This is a genomic window from Litorimonas sp. WD9-15, from assembly GCF_050271975.1.
Taxonomy (GTDB): domain Bacteria; phylum Pseudomonadota; class Alphaproteobacteria; order Caulobacterales; family Maricaulaceae; genus Litorimonas.
Genome location: NZ_CP189850.1, coordinates 2,647,058 through 2,668,046, shown reverse-complemented (window position 1 = coordinate 2,668,046; position 20,989 = coordinate 2,647,058). Strand labels below are relative to the sequence as shown.

General features: G+C 55.2%; 21 protein-coding genes. 5 read left to right on the top strand and 16 right to left on the bottom strand.

Annotated elements, in window-relative coordinates; all coding sequences use genetic code 11:
* Nucleotides 1–170: 170 nt before the first annotated feature.
* The 4 genes from ACP9M6_RS12515 to ACP9M6_RS12500 all read right to left on the bottom strand — a co-directional run bounded on the left by ACP9M6_RS12515 (nt 171) and on the right by ACP9M6_RS12500 (nt 2,458).
* Nucleotides 171–563, bottom strand: coding sequence for a YlcI/YnfO family protein (locus ACP9M6_RS12515; protein WP_427451584.1), 393 nt, complete (start codon nt 561–563; stop codon nt 171–173).
* Nucleotides 560–748: a type II toxin-antitoxin system HicA family toxin gene (locus ACP9M6_RS12510; RefSeq protein WP_427451583.1), complete on the bottom strand. Its 189-nt coding sequence runs from the start codon at nt 746–748 to the stop codon at nt 560–562. Before ACP9M6_RS12510 ends, ACP9M6_RS12515 begins: the two co-directional genes overlap by 4 nt.
* 130 nt (nt 749–878) lie before the next feature.
* On the bottom strand, nt 879–1,448 hold the full coding sequence (gene rsmD / locus ACP9M6_RS12505) for a 16S rRNA (guanine(966)-N(2))-methyltransferase RsmD (RefSeq protein WP_427451582.1): 570 nt from the start codon (nt 1,446–1,448) through the stop codon (nt 879–881).
* Nucleotides 1,445–2,458 (bottom strand): pseudouridine synthase, encoded by a 1,014-nt coding sequence (locus tag ACP9M6_RS12500; protein ID WP_427451580.1) that lies wholly within the window; start codon nt 2,456–2,458, stop codon nt 1,445–1,447. The genes rsmD and ACP9M6_RS12500 overlap by 4 nt, the downstream gene beginning before the upstream one ends.
* A 4-nt stretch (nt 2,459–2,462) precedes the next feature.
* Between ACP9M6_RS12500 and tadA the strand changes: the two genes are divergently transcribed.
* The gene (gene tadA / locus ACP9M6_RS12495; protein ID WP_427451578.1) at nt 2,463–2,921 is read left to right on the top strand and encodes a tRNA adenosine(34) deaminase TadA; all 459 of its coding nucleotides are present in this window, start codon (nt 2,463–2,465) and stop codon (nt 2,919–2,921) included.
* The gene (locus ACP9M6_RS12490; RefSeq protein ID WP_427451576.1) at nt 2,918–3,910 is read left to right on the top strand and encodes a DMT family transporter; all 993 of its coding nucleotides are present in this window, start codon (nt 2,918–2,920) and stop codon (nt 3,908–3,910) included. The genes tadA and ACP9M6_RS12490 overlap by 4 nt, the downstream gene beginning before the upstream one ends.
* On the opposite strand, the gene ACP9M6_RS12485 is transcribed toward ACP9M6_RS12490, so the two are convergent.
* Nucleotides 3,871–4,620 carry a TSUP family transporter gene (locus tag ACP9M6_RS12485; protein WP_427451574.1) on the bottom strand — a complete coding sequence of 250 codons (750 nt, stop codon included), beginning with the start codon at nt 4,618–4,620 and terminating at the stop codon, nt 3,871–3,873. The two genes, ACP9M6_RS12490 and ACP9M6_RS12485, sit on opposite strands and share 40 nt — an antisense overlap.
* 93 nt (nt 4,621–4,713) lie before the next feature.
* On the opposite strand from ACP9M6_RS12485, the gene ACP9M6_RS12480 reads away from it, so the two are divergent.
* A complete protein-coding gene (locus ACP9M6_RS12480) occupies nt 4,714–5,949 on the top strand; it encodes a hypothetical protein (protein ID WP_427451572.1) in 1,236 nt (411 codons plus the stop codon).
* Nucleotides 5,950–7,097: 1,148 nt separating this feature from the next.
* On the opposite strand, the gene ACP9M6_RS12475 is transcribed toward ACP9M6_RS12480, so the two are convergent.
* From ACP9M6_RS12475 to ACP9M6_RS12460, 4 genes are all read right to left on the bottom strand, one after another.
* The gene (locus ACP9M6_RS12475; RefSeq protein ID WP_427451570.1) at nt 7,098–8,105 is read right to left on the bottom strand and encodes a 2OG-Fe(II) oxygenase; all 1,008 of its coding nucleotides are present in this window, start codon (nt 8,103–8,105) and stop codon (nt 7,098–7,100) included.
* 137 nt (nt 8,106–8,242) lie between these two features.
* Nucleotides 8,243–8,896, bottom strand: coding sequence for an Isoquinoline 1-oxidoreductase subunit (locus tag ACP9M6_RS12470; RefSeq protein ID WP_427451568.1), 654 nt, complete (start codon nt 8,894–8,896; stop codon nt 8,243–8,245).
* Between the two features lie 2 nt (nt 8,897–8,898).
* Complete coding sequence (locus ACP9M6_RS12465) at nt 8,899–11,061, bottom strand: molybdopterin cofactor-binding domain-containing protein (RefSeq protein WP_427451566.1); 2,163 nt, start codon at nt 11,059–11,061, stop codon at nt 8,899–8,901.
* A 1-nt stretch (nt 11,062) separates the two neighbouring features.
* Complete coding sequence (locus tag ACP9M6_RS12460; RefSeq protein WP_427454791.1) at nt 11,063–11,518, bottom strand: (2Fe-2S)-binding protein; 456 nt, start codon at nt 11,516–11,518, stop codon at nt 11,063–11,065.
* A 206-nt stretch (nt 11,519–11,724) separates the two neighbouring features.
* Between ACP9M6_RS12460 and ACP9M6_RS12455 the strand changes: the two genes are divergently transcribed.
* Together ACP9M6_RS12455 and ACP9M6_RS12450 are read left to right on the top strand one after the other, a co-directional pair.
* Nucleotides 11,725–12,276: a hypothetical protein gene (locus ACP9M6_RS12455; RefSeq protein ID WP_427451565.1), complete on the top strand. Its 552-nt coding sequence runs from the start codon at nt 11,725–11,727 to the stop codon at nt 12,274–12,276.
* Between the two features lie 3 nt (nt 12,277–12,279).
* The gene (locus ACP9M6_RS12450) at nt 12,280–12,975 is read left to right on the top strand and encodes an aspartate/glutamate racemase family protein (RefSeq protein ID WP_427451563.1); all 696 of its coding nucleotides are present in this window, start codon (nt 12,280–12,282) and stop codon (nt 12,973–12,975) included.
* Here ACP9M6_RS12450 and phoU read toward each other — a convergent pair.
* The 7 genes from phoU to xylB form a co-directional block, all read right to left on the bottom strand.
* Complete coding sequence (phoU, locus tag ACP9M6_RS12445) at nt 12,972–13,691, bottom strand: phosphate signaling complex protein PhoU (protein WP_427451561.1); 720 nt, start codon at nt 13,689–13,691, stop codon at nt 12,972–12,974. The genes ACP9M6_RS12450 and phoU overlap by 4 nt on opposite strands.
* An 11-nt stretch (nt 13,692–13,702) precedes the next feature.
* On the bottom strand, nt 13,703–14,467 hold the full coding sequence (gene pstB / locus ACP9M6_RS12440) for a phosphate ABC transporter ATP-binding protein PstB (RefSeq protein WP_427451559.1): 765 nt from the start codon (nt 14,465–14,467) through the stop codon (nt 13,703–13,705).
* 8 nt (nt 14,468–14,475) lie between these two features.
* A complete protein-coding gene (gene pstA / locus ACP9M6_RS12435) occupies nt 14,476–15,765 on the bottom strand; it encodes a phosphate ABC transporter permease PstA (protein WP_427451557.1) in 1,290 nt (429 codons plus the stop codon).
* Complete coding sequence (pstC, locus tag ACP9M6_RS12430; protein ID WP_427451555.1) at nt 15,762–16,994, bottom strand: phosphate ABC transporter permease subunit PstC; 1,233 nt, start codon at nt 16,992–16,994, stop codon at nt 15,762–15,764. Before pstC ends, pstA begins: the two co-directional genes overlap by 4 nt.
* Before the next feature lie 67 nt (nt 16,995–17,061).
* Nucleotides 17,062–18,102, bottom strand: coding sequence for a substrate-binding domain-containing protein (locus ACP9M6_RS12425; protein ID WP_427451553.1), 1,041 nt, complete (start codon nt 18,100–18,102; stop codon nt 17,062–17,064).
* 124 nt (nt 18,103–18,226) lie between these two features.
* Complete coding sequence (gene xylA / locus ACP9M6_RS12420; RefSeq protein ID WP_427451552.1) at nt 18,227–19,543, bottom strand: xylose isomerase; 1,317 nt, start codon at nt 19,541–19,543, stop codon at nt 18,227–18,229.
* Nucleotides 19,540–20,988, bottom strand: coding sequence for a xylulokinase (gene xylB / locus ACP9M6_RS12415; RefSeq protein WP_427451550.1), 1,449 nt, complete (start codon nt 20,986–20,988; stop codon nt 19,540–19,542). The genes xylA and xylB overlap by 4 nt, the downstream gene beginning before the upstream one ends.
* Nucleotide 20,989: the final 1 nt, after the last annotated feature.

Genomic DNA, 20,989 nt, shown 5'->3' with positions numbered 1-20,989 from the left:
CCTCTGACTGTTTCAGCGCCCACGCATCTCCTTCGGAAACTTGTGAGCATCCAGCCAAGGCTATAGCGGCCATCAATAAATGAGCTGCGTTAATTGGAGATCTCCTTTTGTTTATGATTTTGGTCGATCTTAATTCGGCAACATAAGTGTGTTCGCCCTAAAGCTTAGCGTCAGGGTCGCTGCTCAATTTCTTTACGTACAGCCTGCGCAATAAAGGCGGACCGCGTCAGTTTCCTCTGCTTCGCCGCATCATCTAAACTTTCCAATAATCCTGCATCCATAGTCACATTCGCTCGGACCGTACGGCCCAAGATCGACACGAGTGGAACAGCCAAAATGAAAGCGCCTTCGGAAATGTCTTCTTCCGCAAGGTCGCGAATAGTTTCTATTTTTGAAGGTTCGGGCAGGGCTTCATATTCGGCGGAAATGGCGAGGGCTTCCATTGCGTTGGGAAGCAAGTCTTCCAGTTCGTCTGCCGCGCTAAAGCAGAGCGGCACATCCGGGAAGTGGATACCGTAAGCGCTATCCGGGTCTTTATGTACGATGCCGTAATAAATGCTCATTTTAATTTGGCTTGGCGAAGAATGGCTCTGACCGTGCCGGTCGGTAAATCCTTTTTCGGATGTGGTACCGGAATGGGGCGGTCAAAGTCAGGATGCATAAAGATATGATGCGACCCTGAAATCCTATCTAATGTCCAACCGTTCTCCTTGAGTAACTTAATTAGCTGCCTAGAGTTATTTTTCATAATGTTTCACATTTGTATTTTAAAAGCGCGGCGCATGAGTCAATCCTTTCAGCCCTGTTAGTGGCTGGTTCCTTTAAGGATGGGTATATGATGTGAACCGCTACGCTCTCTGTGTGTATATATATGCGTATTATATCTTCTTAGTCAATCCCAAAAATAAAACCCGCGCCGCGCCCCAGGTCTTGTCGTCCAGCACCTCATAGCCGCGCGGGTCTATTTCGGCTTCCGCGCCTTCTTCCAGAATCACGACGCCGCCCTCGGCCAGTAAGGCTTGCGTTCTGATCCGTTCCAATACTGGGCGCCAGAGGCCTTTATTATAGGGCGGGTCCATGAAGATGTGGGTGAATTTCCCGCGCAGGTTTCCAGGGGCGATTTTCAGGCGAGTGGCGTCATAGCGGTGGAGGCGGGTGATCTCTGACAGACCCATTTTGTCAATATTCTTGCGAATTGCAGCGCGGGCTTTGGGCTCCGTTTCCGCGAAGAGGCAGAAGTCTGCCCCGCGCGAAATGGCTTCCAAACCGAGCGCGCCGGAACCTGCAAAAATATCGGCGACAATCGCACCGTCGAGGGAGGGCGACCATGTCGCGTGTTTGAGGATATTAAAGATCGACTCGCGCGTTTGATCGCTGGTCGGGCGGGTGGTTTTTGTGGGCGGAGATTCGATGTTACGCCCGCGTAAACGACCTGAGACAATTCTCACTTTTTCCCCCGTCCCTGACCGCGTGGCGCGTATTTTCCCTGAAACTTTCCGCCCGGTTTGCCGGTCGCTTTGACCCGCGGCTTGCCTTTGGATTTCGCGAATTTCCCGCGGCCTTGGGGTTCGGCCTTTTTCGCGCCGGATGTTTTTGTCTCGCCCGGCTTTTTCTGGAACCGTTTCGCACTCGCATGGCTGCCGCGTTTCGGGGCGCGGGTCTTCGGTTCAGGCAGGTCTGGAAAATCCATCAGGTGACCGAGCTGTGTCTGGATAACGCTATATTTGACTTCATCCGTCTCGCCCGGATTTAACTCGCCGAGCATAAAGGGACCGTAACTGACTCGGATCAAGCGGTTCACTTTCAGGCCGAGATGTTCCATCGCACGGCGCACTTCGCGGTTTTTACCCTCGCGCAGGGTGACCGTGATCCAGCTATTATCGCCACTCGTGCTGTCGAGAACGGCTTCAATCGGTCCGGTCATGATGCCGTCAATTTTGATGCCGTTTATCAGGGAACTGAGCTCCGCCTGCGTGACCTTGCCATAGGCGCGGGCGCGGTAGCGGCGGGAAAACCCGGTGGAGGGATGTTCCAAATGTCGCGCGAGTTCGCCGTCATTCGTCAGGAGCAAAAGGCCTTCGGAGGTGATGTCCAAACGTCCGACGGAGATTACACGGCCCAGCTCTTTTGGCAGACTGTCAAAAACGGTCGTCCGGCCTTTCTCGTCCTTGTGCGATGTCACGAGCCCGTCAGGTTTATGATAGCGCCAGAGTTTCGTGTGGACCTTGCCGCCAACCTCTGCATCGTCAAATTCGATCCTGTCCTTCGGGCCGACTTTCGTGGCGGGCGTGTCGATGACCTTGCCGTTCACTTTGATGCGGCCTTCCGCGACGAGTTTTTCCGAATCCCGGCGTGAGGCGACACCTGCACGGGAGAGGAATTTAGCGATACGTTCTGTTTGAACCGTGTCAGTCATAAGGGCTTTCTTGACGGCGAGGTCGGGTCGGTTGATAGGCAAAATTATGACCGATGATATCCACTATATGCGGCTTGCGCTGGCGGAAGCCAAGGGCGCAGCCCGTCGCGGCGAAGTGCCCGTCGGCGCGGTGCTTGTCAACGCGGAAGGCGAGGTCGTCGCGCGGACGGGAAATGCGCCGATTTCGATTTGTGACCCGACGGCACATGCGGAAGTGCTGGCACTGCGGGACGGGGCCTATGCCACAGGGAATTATCGTCTCGGCGGGATGACGCTCTATGTGACATTGGAACCCTGCACGATGTGCGCAGGCGCGATTTCCAATGCGCGGATTGCGCGGGTGGTTTACGGCGCGCGTGATGCGAAAGGCGGCGCGGTGGAAAATGGCGTTCGTTTTTTTGAACAGCCGACCTGTCACCACAGGCCGGACGTAACGGGCGGCGTTTTGGCGGATGTGTGTTCCGATCTGTTGAAATCCTTCTTCCGCGAAAGACGGCGGACATGAAAACGAACCTGCGTGAAACCATGTCTGCCCCGGTGCTTTCTGACGCAGAGCAGGGCGAGGGCGCAGTCTGGGTTGGCATTGTCCTCGGGACGATCGCGGCGGTGCTCTACTCGCTGAAAGCCGTCTTCGTGAAACTTGCCTATCTGCCGACGGAGGGTATCGAACAGGTCCCGCCGATTACCTTGATGATGTTGCGTCTCGGTTTCTCTTTCCCCGTCTATCTCGCCATTCTCTGGTGGGTTTGGCGGCGGACGGTGATAAAACCGACTGGCCAGCAAATCGGTCTCGCCATGTTGGCGGGGGTCTTGGCCTATTACCTCTGCACGCTGCTCGATTTTACGGGCCTCCAATACATCACCGCACAGTTGGAACGGTTGCTGCTCTTCACCTATCCCGCTTTTGTCATCCTGTTTGGCGCACTGTTCTTTGGCGGGCGGTTGACGGGGTCGGGCATTGCCGCCGTGGCGCTGGCCTATAGCGGCTTGGCCGTCGTGTTCCTCGGCGGGGATATCACCGAAAGCTCGAACCTTTGGTTGGGTAGCGGTTTGGTGCTGGCGTGCGCCATGTTGTTTGCGTTGTTCCAACTCATCGCGAAGTCCTTCATCGACCGGATTGGCTCCTCTCTTTTTACCTGCCTCGCCATGCTGGGTGCGGCGACGGCGATTTTCTTGCATTTCACGATCGCGGCCCTGACGACGGATGGCATTGTCGCGGCCTTCGACCTGCCGCCGCGTATTTACGCCTTGGGCCTGACGATTGCCGTCTTCTCGACGCTCCTGCCCAGTTTCTTTATGAACATCGCGATTGGCAGGATTGGGGCGCAGAAAGTTGCCATGCTCGGCATGTTCGGACCGCTGGCGACGATTATTGCGGCGATCCTGATCTTAGATGAACCTTTCGGAATTTGGGACGGTGTCGGAACACTCGTCACGATTGCGGGGATTGCGCTTTACATGCTCGTCAGTAAATCAAAGCCGCGCCAGACATAAATCGCCCCGACCCCGGTGACGAGGATTCGCGTGTATTTTCGGAAGCCGACATCCGAGAAATGCTCCAGCAATGACGTCCCGATTTTCGTGCCGAGGATGACCGCAGGCACAGCCGCTGCGAAAACCCACCACGGCGGAAGGCCCGCGAAATCTCCGAGGAGGAAAAGCGGAATCCCGAAATATCCGATCTTGACCAGATGGCTTGCAAACATCGTAACGGCTTTCGTTGCGACAATCGCCTTACGGGTGAGGGCGGTTTTGACGTAGAAGAAATCCAGCGCCGGACCGGCCACGCCCGCACTCAAATTCAATCCCATGACCATGGCCCCGCAGAGTATCGCATGGGACGGTTTCTCCGCATCCCCGGCCAGCCAGCCACGCGGCAGCCAGAGCAGGAGCGGGAGAAAGCCCAGCGCGAGAAAGAGCTGCGCCTTGTCCGGTTTAAAGGCCAGCATCAGCATAATCCCGACCGCGGGCACAGCACCGACCAATTGCCAGCCCAGAATATCCCAGCGGATATGTTCACGCAAAATGGCGGAGCGTGACCCGTTCGAGACCGACTGCACGACGCCGTGGACCACCATCGCCGCCGACACACTCATCAGGCTGGCGATGACGCCCATAAAGACGAGCCCGCCAGCCATACCGAACAAGCCGGAAATCACGGCACACAACCCTGCCGTGACTATTATCAAAATTCCCGAATTCATTAACGTTTTGCCTGCTTTGTTAAGACCCGCTTAACCACGTCATGGTTACCAAAACCTTATGTGGGATCACCCGGGCTGGGCGATTCGAAGATTATGCTGAGGGTTGATATGCGTCTGTTCAAGAAAGAAACTGTGGCACCGAAAACGGATGTTCGCCGCACGAGCTCGCCTTTGGTCGCCAAAGTCACAAAGGGCACAGCCGGCGCGGAAGACATCAAGGCCGCACAAGACACGGTCCAAGCGATTGCCGCCGCCTTGAAATCCGGCGCGGATGCACAGGACCAAGCTGCAAAACGTCTCTCCGGCCTGACAAAAGCTATGACGAAAATGGATGCCAGCGTCCGCCATGCAACACGACTGGAAGCCGAGACGGAGCGCCTGAACACGGAATTGGTCAAGGTCCGGGCCGACCTTGATAAGAAACGCGCTTGGGCGCAGGAGCAGGGGGCGAAACTCGCGACCGTTCAGAAAGATCGCGACGCCCTTCGCCGCGAAGTCGAAACAAATAAAGCTGAAATCACACAGGCCAAAGACCGCGCCGCCGCCGCCCGTGAAACGGAAATCGGATTGCGTCGCGAGACGGATTCCCTGACGCGGGAACTGACACAACGCACCGAACGGCTCGAAGATCTCGCGCTCACACAGCAACGTTTGCAGGACGAATTGGCGCAAGCGAATACGGCAGTTTCCGCGAAAACACATAAATTGCGGGAAGTGGAAAATGCGGTTGAGGAACTGACTGTTCGCTTGGACGAGAAAACAAAATCCGCCGACGCCGCGATTGCGGCCCTCCGCGATTTGCGCCTCGATCATCACGCCGCGAAGGAACAACTCGTCGCCGCGACCTCGCGTTTGCAATCTATTGAATATGAGCAGACGAGCCAAAAGTCCCTCCATGAAGATACATTAAAACGTCGCGCGGATGAAATTCTCGCGCTGAAAACCCAGATCGAACAATTGACAACTCAACTCCGCATCAAGGACACGATGGGCGCGCATTTTGACGAGGAGACCTCAGGTCTGCGTCAAGCGCTGGAAACCGAGCGTGAGCGCAATGCCGTCAATGAACAACGCATCCGCAATCAGGCCGAGACGGAAAACCGTCAGTCACGGGCGCTCTCGCAAAGCAAAGCCGAGTTTGATGCGCTCAATGCGAAATTCGTCGACGCCATGAAAGACCTCGATGCCCTGCGTCAGGTCAATCGCGTGCAGGCGCAAAAGCTGGAACGCTATGCGGATCTCAATAAAGCCCCCGCGCCGAAACGCGAACGCGATTACGCGCCGCTGGTCCGCAATGAGGATCAGGTGATTTTGAAGGCTGTTAAATAGGGAGCTTTCAATACGCACTCTTGTTGTAACCCGCACGTGATGCGTAACAAAGATATTTGATTATCAATCAAATCTCCAGAAATCGAAGGGCAAGGCCCTTCGGGGCAATACCTCCTTGTTACCCCGCACAAGAGCGAAGCTCGCAGATGCGGGGCCTGTCGTTTGCAGAACGCAGGTTTAAGAGAGCAGGCGATAGGTCCCGCATCTCCACTGCGTTGCGTGCGGGATGACAGGCGGAGTGAAACCGTTGGTTTTGTTATCCTCGGAAGCCTCTGCTTCCTGTATCTTTTAGTTGTTTCCGTTTCACTTCTAATAAAACGGGATGTTCGCGTGGGTGGTCAGGCTCGGGTCGGAAACCCAAATTAATATATAGTTTTCGAGCCCTCCCGACGCTTATTGTCAGAAAGCCCCACGCGACGGCGCCTTTTTCCGCTACCGGCCGAACCATTCAGTCTGGGAACGATCAGCTCTCGATAGGCCACCCAACTCCACCGACATTACCCGGTTTCGTCCAACGACAAGCACCGCTTCTTTCCGGTCCGTGCATTTCTGTTTTTAAAATAATGCGTCGAAAAATGGGTAAGCTTCACCAAATTTTCGACACCTCATCAAACAGAATTGCACTGGCCAATGTGCACCTGACCGCCCTGTGAAAGAAGACACTGTAAAGATTGCACAACTCTCAGGGGGTGTGGACGCAGTTTTTGAAATAAATCTCAATCCCCGTTTATCCCGTCCAACCCAGCGAAAGCTGGGGTCCAGAGCGTTAATCGCATAACGGCAACTAACTCACTGAAATCATGATTAACTCTGGATTCCAGCTCATGTTGTTTGCAAGCAAACAACGGGCTGGAATGGACGGAAATTGAGGAGAAAGTTCTTTGCCAATCCACGCTTTCAAAATTGGCATAAGCGAGGATTATCTTTTTCGATGAAGATATTTTATCTCACCGTAGAGAGGTTCTCGCGCCGAACCGTTACACGGTTCGGTTCCTTGTCATTTGATTGTCAATCAAATGCCTACGTCATCCCGCACTTGATGCGGTGTCTATCGTAACAAAACGCAAGTTTGAGAAAACAGTCGACTGGTCCCACACCTCCACTTGGTAGCCTACGGGATGATAAATTGGATTATGTCGTGGCCCCGTCTAAGCGCTTTGCGGCGGCGGACCGGTGCGAATCCACTGCGAGAAGAGCCATTTTTCGCCGGAGATTGGTGGCAACCCGGCATGGAGCGTATTTGGATCAGGCTGACCCTGATGATCCACATTCGCAAAGAGGAGCGCTCCTCCTTTCTGGCACCGGAATTTCTGGCTGATCTTGGGAAATGCCGTTTCGGCACCTTCAAAGTCGTCATTCAGATAGACGAGACAGGTTGCCAAACGTTGGCCAAATCGGCGTATATCCGCAGCATGGGCGGGTTTATTGGGATCAAGATAATCGTGGTGCGGTCGAAATTGCTGTCCGACTTTGTAGTGAAGGACACTCGAATTTTCCATGAGGAACACGGGCATGTCCGTGAGTTTCGAAATCCGCGTTTGGATTAAAAGCAAAATGAGGTCGAGTTCCAAGAGACCGAAACTCACGGATGAATTCGTGCGACTCTCACTCTCTCGTCCGTCCGCCACGGTCGCGTCATAGGTGCGCGCGCGGACAAGATTAGGACGGGCTCTCGCGATCATCCAGTCGCAAAACCGGGGCGGCAAAAAGTTTTCACATTTTCGAATACGGGGGTTTTGACTGAGGATTTGTTTTTCGGGCAGGCGCAATAAAGCCTCAATATCGATTTGTTTTCGTAACGCGATCAGGTCGGCTTGGCTCGCATTCCAAGTGCCATCTTTATCCATTTGGTCAGCAAAAACTGCAAGCTGTTGAGAGGCCGGCTCCCAACCCAGAAGCGCCGCTTCCGCCAAATAATCTAGCGCTTTGGGCCAGTCTTGCTGGCCGCGCAGGCCTGCGGCATGGATAATCGCGATGAATTGGGCGGCCTCACCACTCCCCGCCTCATGCGCTTGTTTTAAGAATATTTGACCGTCCTCAAATGCTTTGCGCGATGTGGGTTTGGCGACCATTTGTTGTCCCAGCGTGGTCATCGCGGCTATATTTCCGCGCGAGGCTGCCGCTTTTAAATGTTCCGGGCTTTCATATTGGCTCACGTCAATTCCTCGATACGCATTGCAAGATGCGACTAACTCTAGTCTCTATTTAACGAAATGGCTTTCATATTTGAGGGCAGTCAATGAGAGTCTCAGGGGGCGAGAGTCGTATTTTGGCGTTAAACTCAAAATGCGCTCTAAGCCGGACAAACCGCCCCGGTATCAATCCACGCCTGCGTTAATGCCCCGAACTCCGCCTGCGTGCCCGGTGCGGGTTCACGGCCTTCGCCGGGGTTCCATCCCCAGCCGACCAGGCCGTCTTCGGCATTATGTTCGTGCAAATCTTCAAGTGTACGACCACCATTGCGGTCTTCATCTTTTAATTGCTCGCAAATTTCGCGGACGCTGAGGCCCTGCCAGCCCATTTCAAGTGGGGCGACGTGCCAGGGCGCGTGACCGGGGATGGAGCCTTCCATGCCGACATAGCTGACATTTTCCGAGCCGTGACAGGTCGAGCATTCCATGGCGGGCGCGCCGAATGTGTCTTCGCCGCGCACGATCATTGGCTGATGCGGGGTCATGTCATCGCCTTGCGTGATTGAGCCTTCGCGCGGATGGCAATTCATACAGCGCGGATGCCCGATGACTTTGAACATTTCATCAAAGAGCGCGGCGGACCGCTCACGCTCATTCGTGATCGCATTAAATGAAGCAGGTGCGGCGAGTGTTTCGCCCGAAACCTGCACGCGTGGGGCAGGGGTTGAAACTGTTTCTAACGTCCCTGTTGAGGCTGTGTCGCCACAGGCGGTCAAGAGAGCGGCGGCTGCCGTGAAGATAAATAAATGTCGCATGATTACACACCTACCGGATCGTTCAGGCCAATAATGGGCAGACTGTGATGACGTGTACCGTCCAAGCGACGCAGAGCATTGGCAATGGCGGGTCCGATGGGCGGCGTGCCGGGTTCGCCGATGCCTGTCGGGTTTTCGTCACTGTCGATAATCGCGACCTCAATCTGCGGCATTTCGTGAATGCGGAGTGAGCGATAATCGTGGAAATTGGATTGGTCGACTTTGCCGCCTTGGCCCAGCGTGATCTCGTCAAAGAGAACCGCGCCGAGGCCGTAACCAATGCCGCCTTCAATCTGCGCGCGGATGACGTTCGGATTAATCGGTTGCCCGCAATCCACGGCACACCAGACTTTATGCACTTTCGGCTTACCGTTTTTCATAGAGACCTCTGCGACCTGTGCGCAATATGTGCCAAAGCTCTTATGCACGGCGACGCCCAGTTTGCGCTCCGGGTTCATTTTGCGATTGAAATTTGCCATTTCCGCGACACGCGCCAGAACGGCTTTCTCACGTGGATCTTTGAGCAGACGCATCCGGCCCGATACAGGATGAAGGCCCTGTTTCTCCAACATCTCGTCAATCATTGTTTCCATGACATAGGCCGTATGGGTGTGCCCGACAGAGCGCCACCAGAGCGGCGGGACGCCGATATCGACCATATGCGCGGTCAGGCGATGATCCGGCATCTCGTAATAGGGCTCCTTAATGCCTTCGATCATAGTCGCATCGACCTCTGCACCCGTGTCGAAAGGTGTGCCTTTGGTCAGGGATTGTGAGGCGACTGTCTGTTCCCAGCCGAGGATGTCCCCGGATCTGTCCATGGCCGCGCGAACCTTGTGGGTTGCGATGGGGCGGTAATAGCCGCCCTTAATATCATTGGTCCGCGTCCACATGAATTTCACAGGGCGGTCCATGCCGGACGCTTTGAAGATAGCGGCGGCTTCGGCGGCGAAATGTGCCGTCGGCGTCGCGAGCCGGCCAAAGCTTCCGCCTGCCAGCATCGTGTTAAGCCGGATATTTGATTGGTCCATGCCCAGCACAGCCGCGAGCGTGCCGTGGTCAATCGTCTGTATCTGTGAGCCCATCCAGACATCGACGGACCCGTCTTCCGCGCGTTCCAAGACGGCATCGAGCGGTTCCATCGTGGCATGGGCGAGGAAGGGGAAGTAAAACTCCGCCTCGTGGATAAATGTGCCGTCTTCTTCTGCAGCGGCGAGGGCGACGGCGGCATCACCCGTTTTTGCGGCCTCAATCCCGTCCGTGCGGGCCGCGTCGACGAAGAGTTGACGCAGGGCGGCAGAGTCGCGCGTCTCCGCACCGTCATCCGACCAATTCAGGACAAGCTTGTCGCGGGCCTTAAGTGCAGCAAACGTGTTCTCAGCCAGGACGGCGACGCCCTGTGGGACGGTGACGATATCGACGACACCTTTGACGTTTCGGGCTTCCCTATCGTCCATAGAGGCGAGTGTGCCGCCAAAAGCGGGCGGATGCGCGGCAACGGCCACCAACATATTCGGGCGGTAGAGATCGATTGTGAATTCCGCCGTTCCGGTGGACTTCCTGAGACTGTCAATTTTCGGCCTGTCCGTGCCGATAAATTTGAAGTCCTTTTTGGCTTTGAGCGTTGGCTCGACGGGCGGTTCAATTTTGGATGCCGCTTCGGCGAGTTCGCCGAATGTTGCCGAGTTGCTACTGCCGCGAACGATCCCGTCCGATACTGTAATCGCGGAAGGCTTCATGCCCCATTTTTCCGCCGCTGCTTGGACGAGCATGGCGCGGGCCGTCGCGCCCGCTTGGCGCATTTGCGTGTAACTGCTGGCCATAGCGGTGGATCCGCCCGTGCCTTGGACTCCGAACAAAACATTGGCATATTTCGTCACATCGGCGGGCGCATGTTCAACGCGCATTTGGTCCCAGTCCGCATCCAATTCTTCGGCAACAAGTGTGGCGAGTCCGGTCCAAGGGCCTTGACCAAATTCGATATGTTTCGACAGGATGGTCACGGTATTGTCCGGTGCGATGCGGATGAAAGCATTGGGCGCGAAAGGATTGCCGGAGGTTTGCGCGAGGACTTTCTTGCCTTTTAGGGGAAGGGCGAGACCGAGCACAAGAGCGCCACTGCCTGCAAGAACGCCGCGGCGGGAGGGATTAAATACGGTTCCCATCTTAAACCTCCTTCGCCGCGTTTTTGATCGCTTGGCGAATACGGACATAGGTCGCGCAGCGGCAAATATTGCCGTTCATCGCGGTGTCGATATCCTCATCAGACGGGTTCGGGACTTTCTTGAGCAGGGCGACGGCGCTCATGACCTGCCCGGATTGGCAATAGCCGCATTGCGGGACGTCGATACCCGTCCAGGCCTTTTGCACGGCGCTGGCTTCCTTGCCCTCAAGCCCTTCAATCGTTGTAACCTCGCTGCCTTCCATGAACTTCACGGGGGTTACGCAGGAGCGGCGGGTCTCGCCGTTTACATGAACGGTACAGGCCCCGCATTGCGCCATGCCGCACCCGAATTTCGTCCCTGTGAGTTTCATTTCATCGCGTATCACCCAGAGGAGGGGCGTGTCGGGATCGACGTCAGTTTTGACCGTCTTCCCGTTTACAGTCAGTTCAATCGCCATAAGTCTCTCTCCAAATCCGTCGTCCCGCAATTCCAATAGCACATTTACCAGGCAAGCTCCAATCGCTGACTTTATCTCAATCATATTTTGCGGTTTTCAATGGGTAACACCCGGCTTTAGTTGCGAATGATTATTATAAGCATTTAGGATTGACCTGCGTCTTCCACTTTGGCAGAGAGACGGCGATATAAAAAGGACCTGTTCAAATGTCTCCGAAACTTCGCAAATATCTCATTCTGGCTCACCTCTGGGCGGCTGGCTTCATGGCCCCCGCTTTTGCGCTTCATGCGATTTCCGGCGGGCTTTATCTCATGAATATAAAGGGTGACTTTGCCAAACAGGAGCTGGTCCTTCCGGCAGGGGCGACTTTAGATTTTAAATCCGAGACGCTGGAAACGGAGGTCCGTGATCTTCTTGTCCGCGCGGATGTTGATTATAATTTTGAATATATTCGCAATCGCGGCTCAGTCATCCAACTCCGGCCAACCTCGCGGGAATATATCGAATTTCGTCAGACGCCCGAAGGTCTGGCTGCGTCGACAGTGACGCCGGATACGGTAGCCGCCTTTATGGAACTCCATAAAGGGCACGGGCCGACCGCGTTTAAGACATATCAAAAAATCGTAGCGGTCATGCTCTTACTTGTGGTGTTGGGTGGTATCTTGGTTGGACTGCTAGCCAAAGCCTATCGCCGTCAAACGATCATCGCGACGATTGCAGGTACGGCTATTTTCATACTCGTAGGGTTCCTACTCTAGCCGATGAAAACGATCGGCCTGATTGGCGGCATGAGCTGGGAAAGCTCTGCGGAATATTATCGTATCTGCAACGAAACGGTTCAATCGCGTTTGGGCGGGTCGCACTCGGCAAAGATCATCATGTGGTCGGTTGATTTCGCGCCGATAGCGGACCTTCAACATGAGGGGCGCTGGGACGAACTCTCGGCAATTCTCTCTGATGCCGCCTTATCGCTTGAAAAGGCAGGCGCGGATATGATCGTCATTTGCACGAATACGATGCATTGCTTGGCCGATAAAATTGCAGAGACGGTCAGTATTCCACTTATTCACATTGCGGATGCCGCGGCTGCGGCCGTCAAGTCAGATGGCCTTAAGGCGGTGGGGCTGCTCGGTACATCTTTCACAATGGAACAGGGATTTTATCGGGACCGTATCGAGAAGAATTACGACCTCGATGTCATCATCCCGAATGCGGCGGATAGAGATAGTGTTCACACTATTATTTATGAAGAGCTGGTGAGGGGGATAATTTCTGAAACCTCGCGTCAAACCTATCAAGAGAGTGTTGCGCGCTTGGTCGCCCGCGGCGCGCAGGGCATCATTCTTGGCTGTACCGAGATAGGGTTGTTATTGCGGCCTGAGGATTGTGATGTCCCGCTTTATGATACGGCCAAAATACATGCCCTAGCGGCAGTTGAGGCCGCGCTAAAAACCTAGAGCGTTTTTCTCACGCCGGGGTCCTGCATCATCGGGGCAAGGCTGGGGTCGTTGATGAGTTGGTCGGCTTTGGCGGTGAAATAGATCGCTTCGCAAATATTCGTAGCGTGATCGCCAATTCGTTCCAGATTTTTCGCGACAAATAGCAATTCCGCACAGGCGGGAATGGTGCGGGGGTCGCCCATCATCACGGTGACGAGTTCGCGGAAAATCGAGTTATAGAGATCGTCAATATCGCTATCGGCTTGCCAATAATGCAGCGCAGAAATCGCGTCTTCTTTCAACAGCGTGTCGAGCGCACCGGAAAGTTGTTTGCGCACCTGTTTTCCCATCCGGTAGACCGATTTCGACATATCAATGCGCGGTTCCTCATTCAGGAGCAGGGCGCGTTTCGCAATCCCTTCCGCGAGGTCGCCAACCCGTTCGAGATCTGACGCAATACGCGTCGCCCCGATAATCCGACGCAGGTCCTGCGCGACGGGATTGCGTAGTGCGATGATACGTTGGACGTCTTCATCAATTTTGTGCTGGCGTTTATTGGCATCACTGTCGCGGGCAATAATTTTTTCGGCGAGGACACTGTCGCGTTTTTTAAACGCCCGCATTGCGCCTTCAACCATTTCAGAAACCAACGTGCCAAGGTCGGTCAGGGCGTGGGTCAGGCTTTTAAGGTCTGTGTCATAACCGGAAACGATATGCGTGCTTTGATCTCTCATAGATGTCTACCTTAACCCGTTCGGCCCGTGATGTAATCCTGCGTACGCTGATTATCCGGATTTGTGAAAATCTTCTCGGTATCGTCATATTCGATCAGGTCGCCCTCGTAGAAGAAGGCGGTTTTGTCAGACACCCGTGCGGCCTGTGCCATGGAATGGGTGACAATAATGATGCAGTAGCGGGTTTTTAATTCCTCGATCAGCGCTTCCAATCGCGCTGTCGCAATCGGGTCGAGGGCGGAGGCCGGTTCGTCCATCAGGATAACCTCTGGCGAAATGGCAATGGCTCGCGCGATGACGAGGCGCTGTTGCTGCCCGCCGGACAGGTCCGTCCCCTGTTCCGTGAGGCGGTCCTTGACCTCTTCCCATAATCCGGCGCGGCGGAGGGATTTTTCGACGAGGGAATCCAGCTCCGCCTGTGTTTCCGTGAGGCCGTGAATGCGCGGGCCATAGGCGACATTGTCATAGATGGATTTCGGAAAGGGATTGGGTTTTTGAAAGACCATCCCGACCCGTGCGCGCAGCAGGACAGGGTCAAGTGATGGGTCGTAAATATCCTCACCATCCATCAAAATCTGACCCGAAAATTTAGCGCCGCCAATCGTCTCATTCATCCGGTTAAATGCGCGGAGAAAAGTCGATTTTCCGCAGCCGGACGGACCGATAAAGGCCGTGACGCCGCGATCTGCAATGTCGATATCAATCCCGTGCAGGGCTTCCAGGTCGCCATATTGGACGCGCACATTGCGGCATTTGAATTTGATCTTATCCGTCATCTCACATCCTAACGTCGTTTTCCAAGGCGTGAACGCAACCAAATCGCCAAGGCATTCATCGTCATAAGAATGGCGAGGAGGATTAGGATAGCCGCAGCCGTCCGCTCTGACCATGCGCGTTCCGGGCTTTCCGACCAAAGAAAAATTTGCACGGGCAGGGCGGTTGCAGGGTCGGTCACCGTTGTTGGAATTTCCGTCACAAAGGCGACCATCCCGATCATCAGCAGCGGCGCCGTCTCGCCAAGGACGAGGGCTATAGACACGATCGACCCCGTCAGAATGCCTGGCATGGCCTGTGGGACTTTCTGCTGAAATACGGCCTGTACATGGGACGCGCCGAGGGAGAGCGCCCCGTCCACCATGGCAGGCGAGACACTGCGTAGGGCGGCGCGGGTGGCGATGACGATGGTCGGGAAAGCGCGTAAGGCGAGGACCATACCACCCACGAGTGGGATGGAGCGCTGGAAGCCGAAAATATTGATAAAGACGGCGAGGCCGAGAAGCCCGAAGATGATAGACGGTACTGCTGCCAAATTATTGATATTGATTTCGACCCAATCGCGGAGTCGATTGCGCGGCGCAAATTCATCCAGATAAATCGCGGCCCCGACACCGATGGGCAGGGCGAGGATAAAGGCGATGATGACGATCATCACCGACCCCACAGCGGCAGACGCGATGCCCGCCAGTTCTGGATCGCGACTGTCGGGGTTGAAAAACAGGATGGAGTTAAATTTCTTTTTTATCGCGCCGCGGGCTCTCAAATCATCCAGCCAGAGGATTTGTTGATCGCTGATTTGGCGGCGGGCTTCGGGGACATTCCGGTCAATATGCCCTTTCAGGAGTTGGTCCACTTGATCGGAGGTCGGCACAGTCATCACTATTTTTGAGCCGATAATATCAGGATTTCGTACAACGCGTTTCCGGAGATGGTCGGTCGCACCGGATTCGGAAATCAGCGCAAAGAGGAGGTCTTTTTCGCCTGCTGTCCTCACGTCTGGAAACTTTGCTTCAATGGCATTTTCAACGATGGATTTGTAGTCCGCGATACGAAGGGTCTCGACACTGCGTTGGTCGGGCGGCGCAAAAGCACTCACGGTCATCTCGGCTTCCAGCGTGACGTAATGTTCCTGAAAGGCCGTCAGGCCCGTCGCGAAGAGAGACAGAAGCAGCCACCCTAATGAGGCAATGGCGAACAGGACTGCGGACAATCCGTAAAAGCGGAACCGTCTTTCCTTCGCATAACGCGACTTGAGGTGCTTGCGGGCCTTGTCCGACATGTGCTGCGACACGTTCATGCGAGGGAGACCTCACGATATTTTCGCACGGTGCGCAGCGCGATAATATTCAGGATGAGCGTGATGGCAAAGAGGACGAGACCGAGTGCGAAAGCGGCGAGTGTCTTCGTGCTATCAAATTCCGGACCTCCCGTCAGCAGGGCCACGATTTGCACGGTCACAGTCGTCACAGATTCAAACGGATTGCCCGTTAGGTTCGCGGCCCGTCCTGCCGCCATGACGACAATCATAGTTTCACCAATCGCACGGGATATGGCCAGCAGAAAGGCCGCCATGATACCGGGGAGGGCGCTGGGAAAAATGACCTGTTTCATTGTCTCCGATTTCGTCGCGCCCAGCGCATAAGCGCCGTCGCGTAGGGATCGAGGTACAGCATTAATAACATCGTCCGATAGCGACGAGATCAACGGAATGATCATCACGCCCATCACGACGCCTGCGGAAAGCGCGGATTGTGTTGGCACGGCAATGCCCAGCGCATCGGTCAGATTGCGAATGGCAGGGCCGACTGTCAACAACGCGAAAAAGCCGAAGACCACCGTTGGAATTCCGGCCAATATTTCGATGATCGGTTTCACAATTGCCCGCATGCGCCGTGACGCATATTCGGAGAGATAGATCGCGATCATAAGGCCGACGGGTCCGGCAACACCTATTGCAATCGCCATAATCATGAAGGTTCCCAGCAGGACGGGTACCGCTCCGAAAGCACCGGAACTGCCGACCTGATCCGGACGTAATGCGGTCTGCGGTGACCATTTCAAACCTGTCAGGAAGTCAAAAAGCGGCACATCGGCGAAAAAGCGAAGCGATTCAAATATCAGGGAAAAGACGATTCCGAATGTCGTCAATATGGCTAGCCCGGAGAGCGCCAAGAGTGTGGTTTTGATGAACCGTTCCGTGTAAATCCGCGCCGGGAAGGCGGGTGCAATTTTCTTAAAAACAAGCAAGCCGGCCAAGCTCGTTCCCAGCAAAATCGAAACAGTTTGCAGCGCAACTTGGTTTGGGAAAACCAAATTAAAGATTATGAACAAGCCGAAGCCGACCAGTGCCACTGACCAACCCGTCAGATATCCGTGATAATTGGGATGGGAATGCCACCGTGTTTCTGCTGGCCCGCTCTGTCGCAACGCTCTTACACTGGCACGCGCGACATTGCGATTATAAGCAAAACCGCCAATGCTCAAAACACCGATCAGCAGGAGGGTATAGAGTTGGATAATTTCCACGATGTGTTCACTTCCCCTTCGCCTCAACCGTGTAGGTTAAAGCCAGGTGCGCCTCAAGAGTCTCACGTCAAAGATTGGACGCCGAAAGGTGTGCGACGGCCTCGCGCATATCCAGGCGTTCACTCGGCATGAGAGGAACAAGACCAATCTTTTCGAGATAGCCGCCGGGTGCGGACGCTTCATCAGAGACGAATTCCATCGCAAAATCATGCAGGCCGGGCACGCTGCCCATCTTGTCGCCTTTGACATAGACGTAGAGCGACCGCGCGACGGGATAATGGCCCGTGGCGATATTTTCGAATGTCGGCTCCGCCCCGTTAATCCGCGCGCCTTTCACCTTGTCCGTGTTCTGGTCGAGGAAGGAGTAGCCGAAGACGCCAATCGCGGTGGGCGTATTTATGAGGGTCTGAACGAGGGCGTTGTCATTTTCACCGGAGTCGATCCAGTGACCGTCTTCGCGCAATGTGTGCGCGGCGACGCGGAAATCGTCAGAGCCTAAATTGGCGAGGCAATCCAACGTTTTGGCACCGCCTTCCATGGAAATCTCGACAAAGGCGTCGCGTGTGCCGGAGGTCGGGGACGGGCCGTAAACTTCGATTTTCGTATCGGGAAGGGACGGATCGATCTCGTTCCAAGTCTCGTATGGGTTCTCTACCATCTCGCAATTCGCATTGGGAACAAGTTTCGCGAGGCCGAGATAGAGCGTCGACAAATTCATATCCATTGAGGGTGAATCAATCGCATTGGCGACGACAATCCCGTCATAGCCAATTTTAATTTCAACCACATTCTCAATGCCGTTACTTTGGCAGAGTTTGGACTCGGAGGGTTTTTGCGGACGGGACGAGCTGGTGACATCCGGTGTGTTGGGGCCGATACCTTCACAAAAGGCACGATGCCCGCCGCCGGAACCTGTCGATTCCACGACAACATTCCATCCGGTTTTGTTTCGAAATTCCTGCGCGACTTTGGTGGAGAACGGATAAACGGTGGATGAGCCGACGACGCGGATGCTGTTTTCCGTCTCGACGCTTTCCGGTCCGCCATCCGCGCAGGCGGATAGCGCAAGCGCCGCTCCCACTGCAAATGTCCAAACCCGACCCGACATCCGAATCATCCTCTTCTATCATCAGAAAATAAGGACCCGGCTATGGAAGTCGAGTCGGGCGTCCTATGCCCGACTCCTGTGACGCTTTAAGAGCGGTTTTCTGACAGTTCCGTGACAGTTTCGCCTATTTCACGGCATTGGTGATATAGTTCTCCAACATCTCCTGACGACCTGAAACAGGGGCCGGGGAGGTGTTTTCCGAGAGCGCATGATCTGCGACCTCATCCAGCGACGCTTCGCCAGAGAGCATTTTTGCACCGAGGCCGGATCTCCATCCGGCATAACGCTCATCTTTAAACGCTTGCAGACGGTCTTTTTCGATCATTGCCGCCGCGTTCATCAGCGCGCGGGCGAGGAGGTCCATCCCGCCAATATGACCGTGGAACAGATCGGCGGCGTCATTGGATTGACGCCGGACTTTCGCATCGAAATTTGACCCGCCATTTTTAAATCCACCTCCCTTGAGGATGTAATACATCGCCGTGGTCGTCTCGCGCAGGTCATTCGGGAATTGGTCGGTATCCCATCCATTTTGCGGGTCGCCACGGTTAAAATCAATGGAGCCGAAAATACCAAAAGCGTTGGCCATTTCAACTTCATGTTCGAAACTGTTTCCGGCGAGGGTCGCATGGTTGGGCTCTATATTGACGCCAACTTCGTTCTCCAGACCATATTGTTTCAGAAAGCCGTAAACGGTCCCGACATCGCGGTCATATTGGTGTTTTGTCGGCTCATGCGGTTTGGGTTCGATCCAGATATCGCCCTTAAAGCCGATCTTGTGCTTATGCTCGACGGCCATGGTCAGGAAGCGACCGAGTTGTTCCATTTCCTGCCCGACATTGGTGTTCAGAATGGTGTCATAACCTTCACGACCACCCCAGAGCACATAGCCCGACCCGCCGAGGCGGTGCGTCGCATTCATACATTCGCGGACCTGCAGCGCGGCAAAGGCGGCGACATCCGGATTGGGGTTGGTCGCGGCACCCGCCATATAGCGAGGATGAGAGAAATTATTCGCCGTGCCCCAGAGGAGTTTCGTGCCGTGTTTCTCAATCTTGGCTTCGACCTTATCGATAATCTTGGCGAGGCTCTCGACATGCTCTTTCGGCGTTTCCGCAGCAGCCATGATATCAACATCGTGGAAGCAGAAAAAAGGCTGACCCAAACGGTCAAAGAAGTCGAAGGCGGCGTCGAGTTTGGCTTCGGCTGCGGCTTGGTCATTCTGCCCGCCATGCCACGGACGGTTAAACGTCCCGCCGCCAAACACGTCAAACCCGTCCCAACAAAAAGTGTGCCAGTAACAAGCGGCGACACGGAGATGGTCTTCCATCGTCTTGCCCATGACCTTTTTCTTGGCGTCGTAATATTTAAAAGCGAGGTCGTTTTCACTCTCCGCGCCCTCAAATTTAATCGGATCAATATGGTCGAAATAGCCGCTCATGAGGTCAGGTCCTTGGTAACGTTATAAAGTTTGGAAAATGTCTCCCGACGCTCTGCATAGAGGTCAACGAGATTGGAATTGGGTTGAATAATGTGGTCAATTGGCGGTGGTGTGCAGATATCGCCAAGACTGTGCTCATTCAGACAGAGTCGTGCCAAACGCGCCGCGCCAAAAGCCGGGCCCACGGCTGATGCGGTTCGGTAGGTGAGGGGCAGGTTCATCGCCGAGGCGATGACTTCGCCCCACCATTTGGACCGTGATCCGCCGCCAATGACGGAGAGGCTGTCAATTTTCGCACCCGTCTCTTTCAACACGTCCACACCGTCGGCCAGCGCGAAAGCGACGCCTTCCAACGCTGCCTGCGCCATGGAAAGCGGCGTGTCCTCATGGCCCAGACCAAAGAACGCGCCTTTGGCATGGGGGTCATTATGGGGTGTGCGTTCACCGGAGAGATAGGGGAGGAAGATCGCGCCCTTTCCGGGCGTCCGTGCATCCGCCGTTTGGTCATAGAGGTCGCCTTCGGTCTCAAAACCCGCAATGCGCGCAACGAAATCGACGGCACTTGCGGCGGAGAGAATGACGCTCATTTGGTGCCAGAGTTTGGGTAGGGCGTGGCAGAATGTATGGACGGCCCCGTCCGTATTCGGGCGGTATTGGTCATCCGCGAGGAAGACGACGCCTGACGTGCCGAGCGAGACAAAGCCTTCGCCCGCCTTGACCACGCCGGATCCGACCGCGCCTGCCGCATTATCACCGCCACCCGCTGCGATAGGAACGCAGGACATGCCCCAATCATCCGCGACGGATTGGCTAAGCGTGCCTGTCGCCTCGGACCCTTCATAGAGTTTTGGCATGTGGTCGCGGGTCAGTCCCGTCAGCGCCAAAACCTCATCCGACCAATCGCGCCCGGCCACATCCATCCAGAGCGTGCCCGCACTGTCGGACATGTCAGACGCGAAATCGCCGCTCATCAGGAAGCGGACGTAGTCTTTTGGCAGGAGGACTTTGGCAACGCGCCCGAAATTCTCCGGCTCATTCTCGCGCATCCATTGCAGTTTTGGCGCAGTGAAGCCCGGCATGGCAAGGTTGCCCGTAATGCTGGTCAGGGACGGCATATCCCCCATCATTTGCTGGCAAACATCACCAGCGCGGCCGTCATTCCAGAGAATGGCGGGGCGGATAATTTGATTGTCTTCATCCAGACACGTCGCGCCGTGCATTTGACCGGACAAGCCTATGGCTCTCACGGCACGGCGAGCACGGGTGTCTAATTTGCGCACAGCCGCATCCGTGGCCGTCCACCAGGAGGCGGGATCCTGTTCGGACCAGAGGGGTTGCGGGCGCGAGACGGAGAGCGGCGCGGAGGCTTGGTCCACGACGGTCTGCGCATCATCCACGATGACGGCTTTTACGCCGGACGTCCCGATATCAATGCCTAGATACATG

Bases quoted from the DNA above. Each gene is read 5' to 3' on its own strand.
- ACP9M6_RS12515 (WP_427451584.1), bottom strand. From the start codon at position 563: ATGAGCATTTATTACGGCATCGTACATAAAGACCCGGATAGCGCTTAC.
- ACP9M6_RS12510 (WP_427451583.1), bottom strand. From the start codon at position 748: ATGAAAAATAACTCTAGGCAGCTAATTAAGTTACTCAAGGAGAACGGT.
- tadA (WP_427451578.1), top strand. From the start codon at position 2,463: ATGACCGATGATATCCACTATATGCGGCTTGCGCTGGCGGAAGCCAAG.
- ACP9M6_RS12490 (WP_427451576.1), top strand. From the start codon at position 2,918: ATGAAAACGAACCTGCGTGAAACCATGTCTGCCCCGGTGCTTTCTGAC.
- ACP9M6_RS12485 (WP_427451574.1), bottom strand. From the start codon at position 4,620: ATGAATTCGGGAATTTTGATAATAGTCACGGCAGGGTTGTGTGCCGTG.
- ACP9M6_RS12480 (WP_427451572.1), top strand. From the start codon at position 4,714: ATGCTGAGGGTTGATATGCGTCTGTTCAAGAAAGAAACTGTGGCACCG.
- ACP9M6_RS12470 (WP_427451568.1), bottom strand. From the start codon at position 8,896: ATGCGACATTTATTTATCTTCACGGCAGCCGCCGCTCTCTTGACCGCC.
- ACP9M6_RS12465 (WP_427451566.1), bottom strand. From the start codon at position 11,061: ATGGGAACCGTATTTAATCCCTCCCGCCGCGGCGTTCTTGCAGGCAGT.
- ACP9M6_RS12460 (WP_427454791.1), bottom strand. From the start codon at position 11,518: ATGGCGATTGAACTGACTGTAAACGGGAAGACGGTCAAAACTGACGTC.
- ACP9M6_RS12455 (WP_427451565.1), top strand. From the start codon at position 11,725: ATGTCTCCGAAACTTCGCAAATATCTCATTCTGGCTCACCTCTGGGCG.
- ACP9M6_RS12450 (WP_427451563.1), top strand. From the start codon at position 12,280: ATGAAAACGATCGGCCTGATTGGCGGCATGAGCTGGGAAAGCTCTGCG.
- phoU (WP_427451561.1), bottom strand. From the start codon at position 13,691: ATGAGAGATCAAAGCACGCATATCGTTTCCGGTTATGACACAGACCTT.
- pstB (WP_427451559.1), bottom strand. From the start codon at position 14,467: ATGACGGATAAGATCAAATTCAAATGCCGCAATGTGCGCGTCCAATAT.
- pstA (WP_427451557.1), bottom strand. From the start codon at position 15,765: ATGAACGTGTCGCAGCACATGTCGGACAAGGCCCGCAAGCACCTCAAG.
- ACP9M6_RS12425 (WP_427451553.1), bottom strand. From the start codon at position 18,102: ATGTCGGGTCGGGTTTGGACATTTGCAGTGGGAGCGGCGCTTGCGCTA.
- xylA (WP_427451552.1), bottom strand. From the start codon at position 19,543: ATGAGCGGCTATTTCGACCATATTGATCCGATTAAATTTGAGGGCGCG.
- xylB (WP_427451550.1), bottom strand. From the start codon at position 20,988: ATGTATCTAGGCATTGATATCGGGACGTCCGGCGTAAAAGCCGTCATC.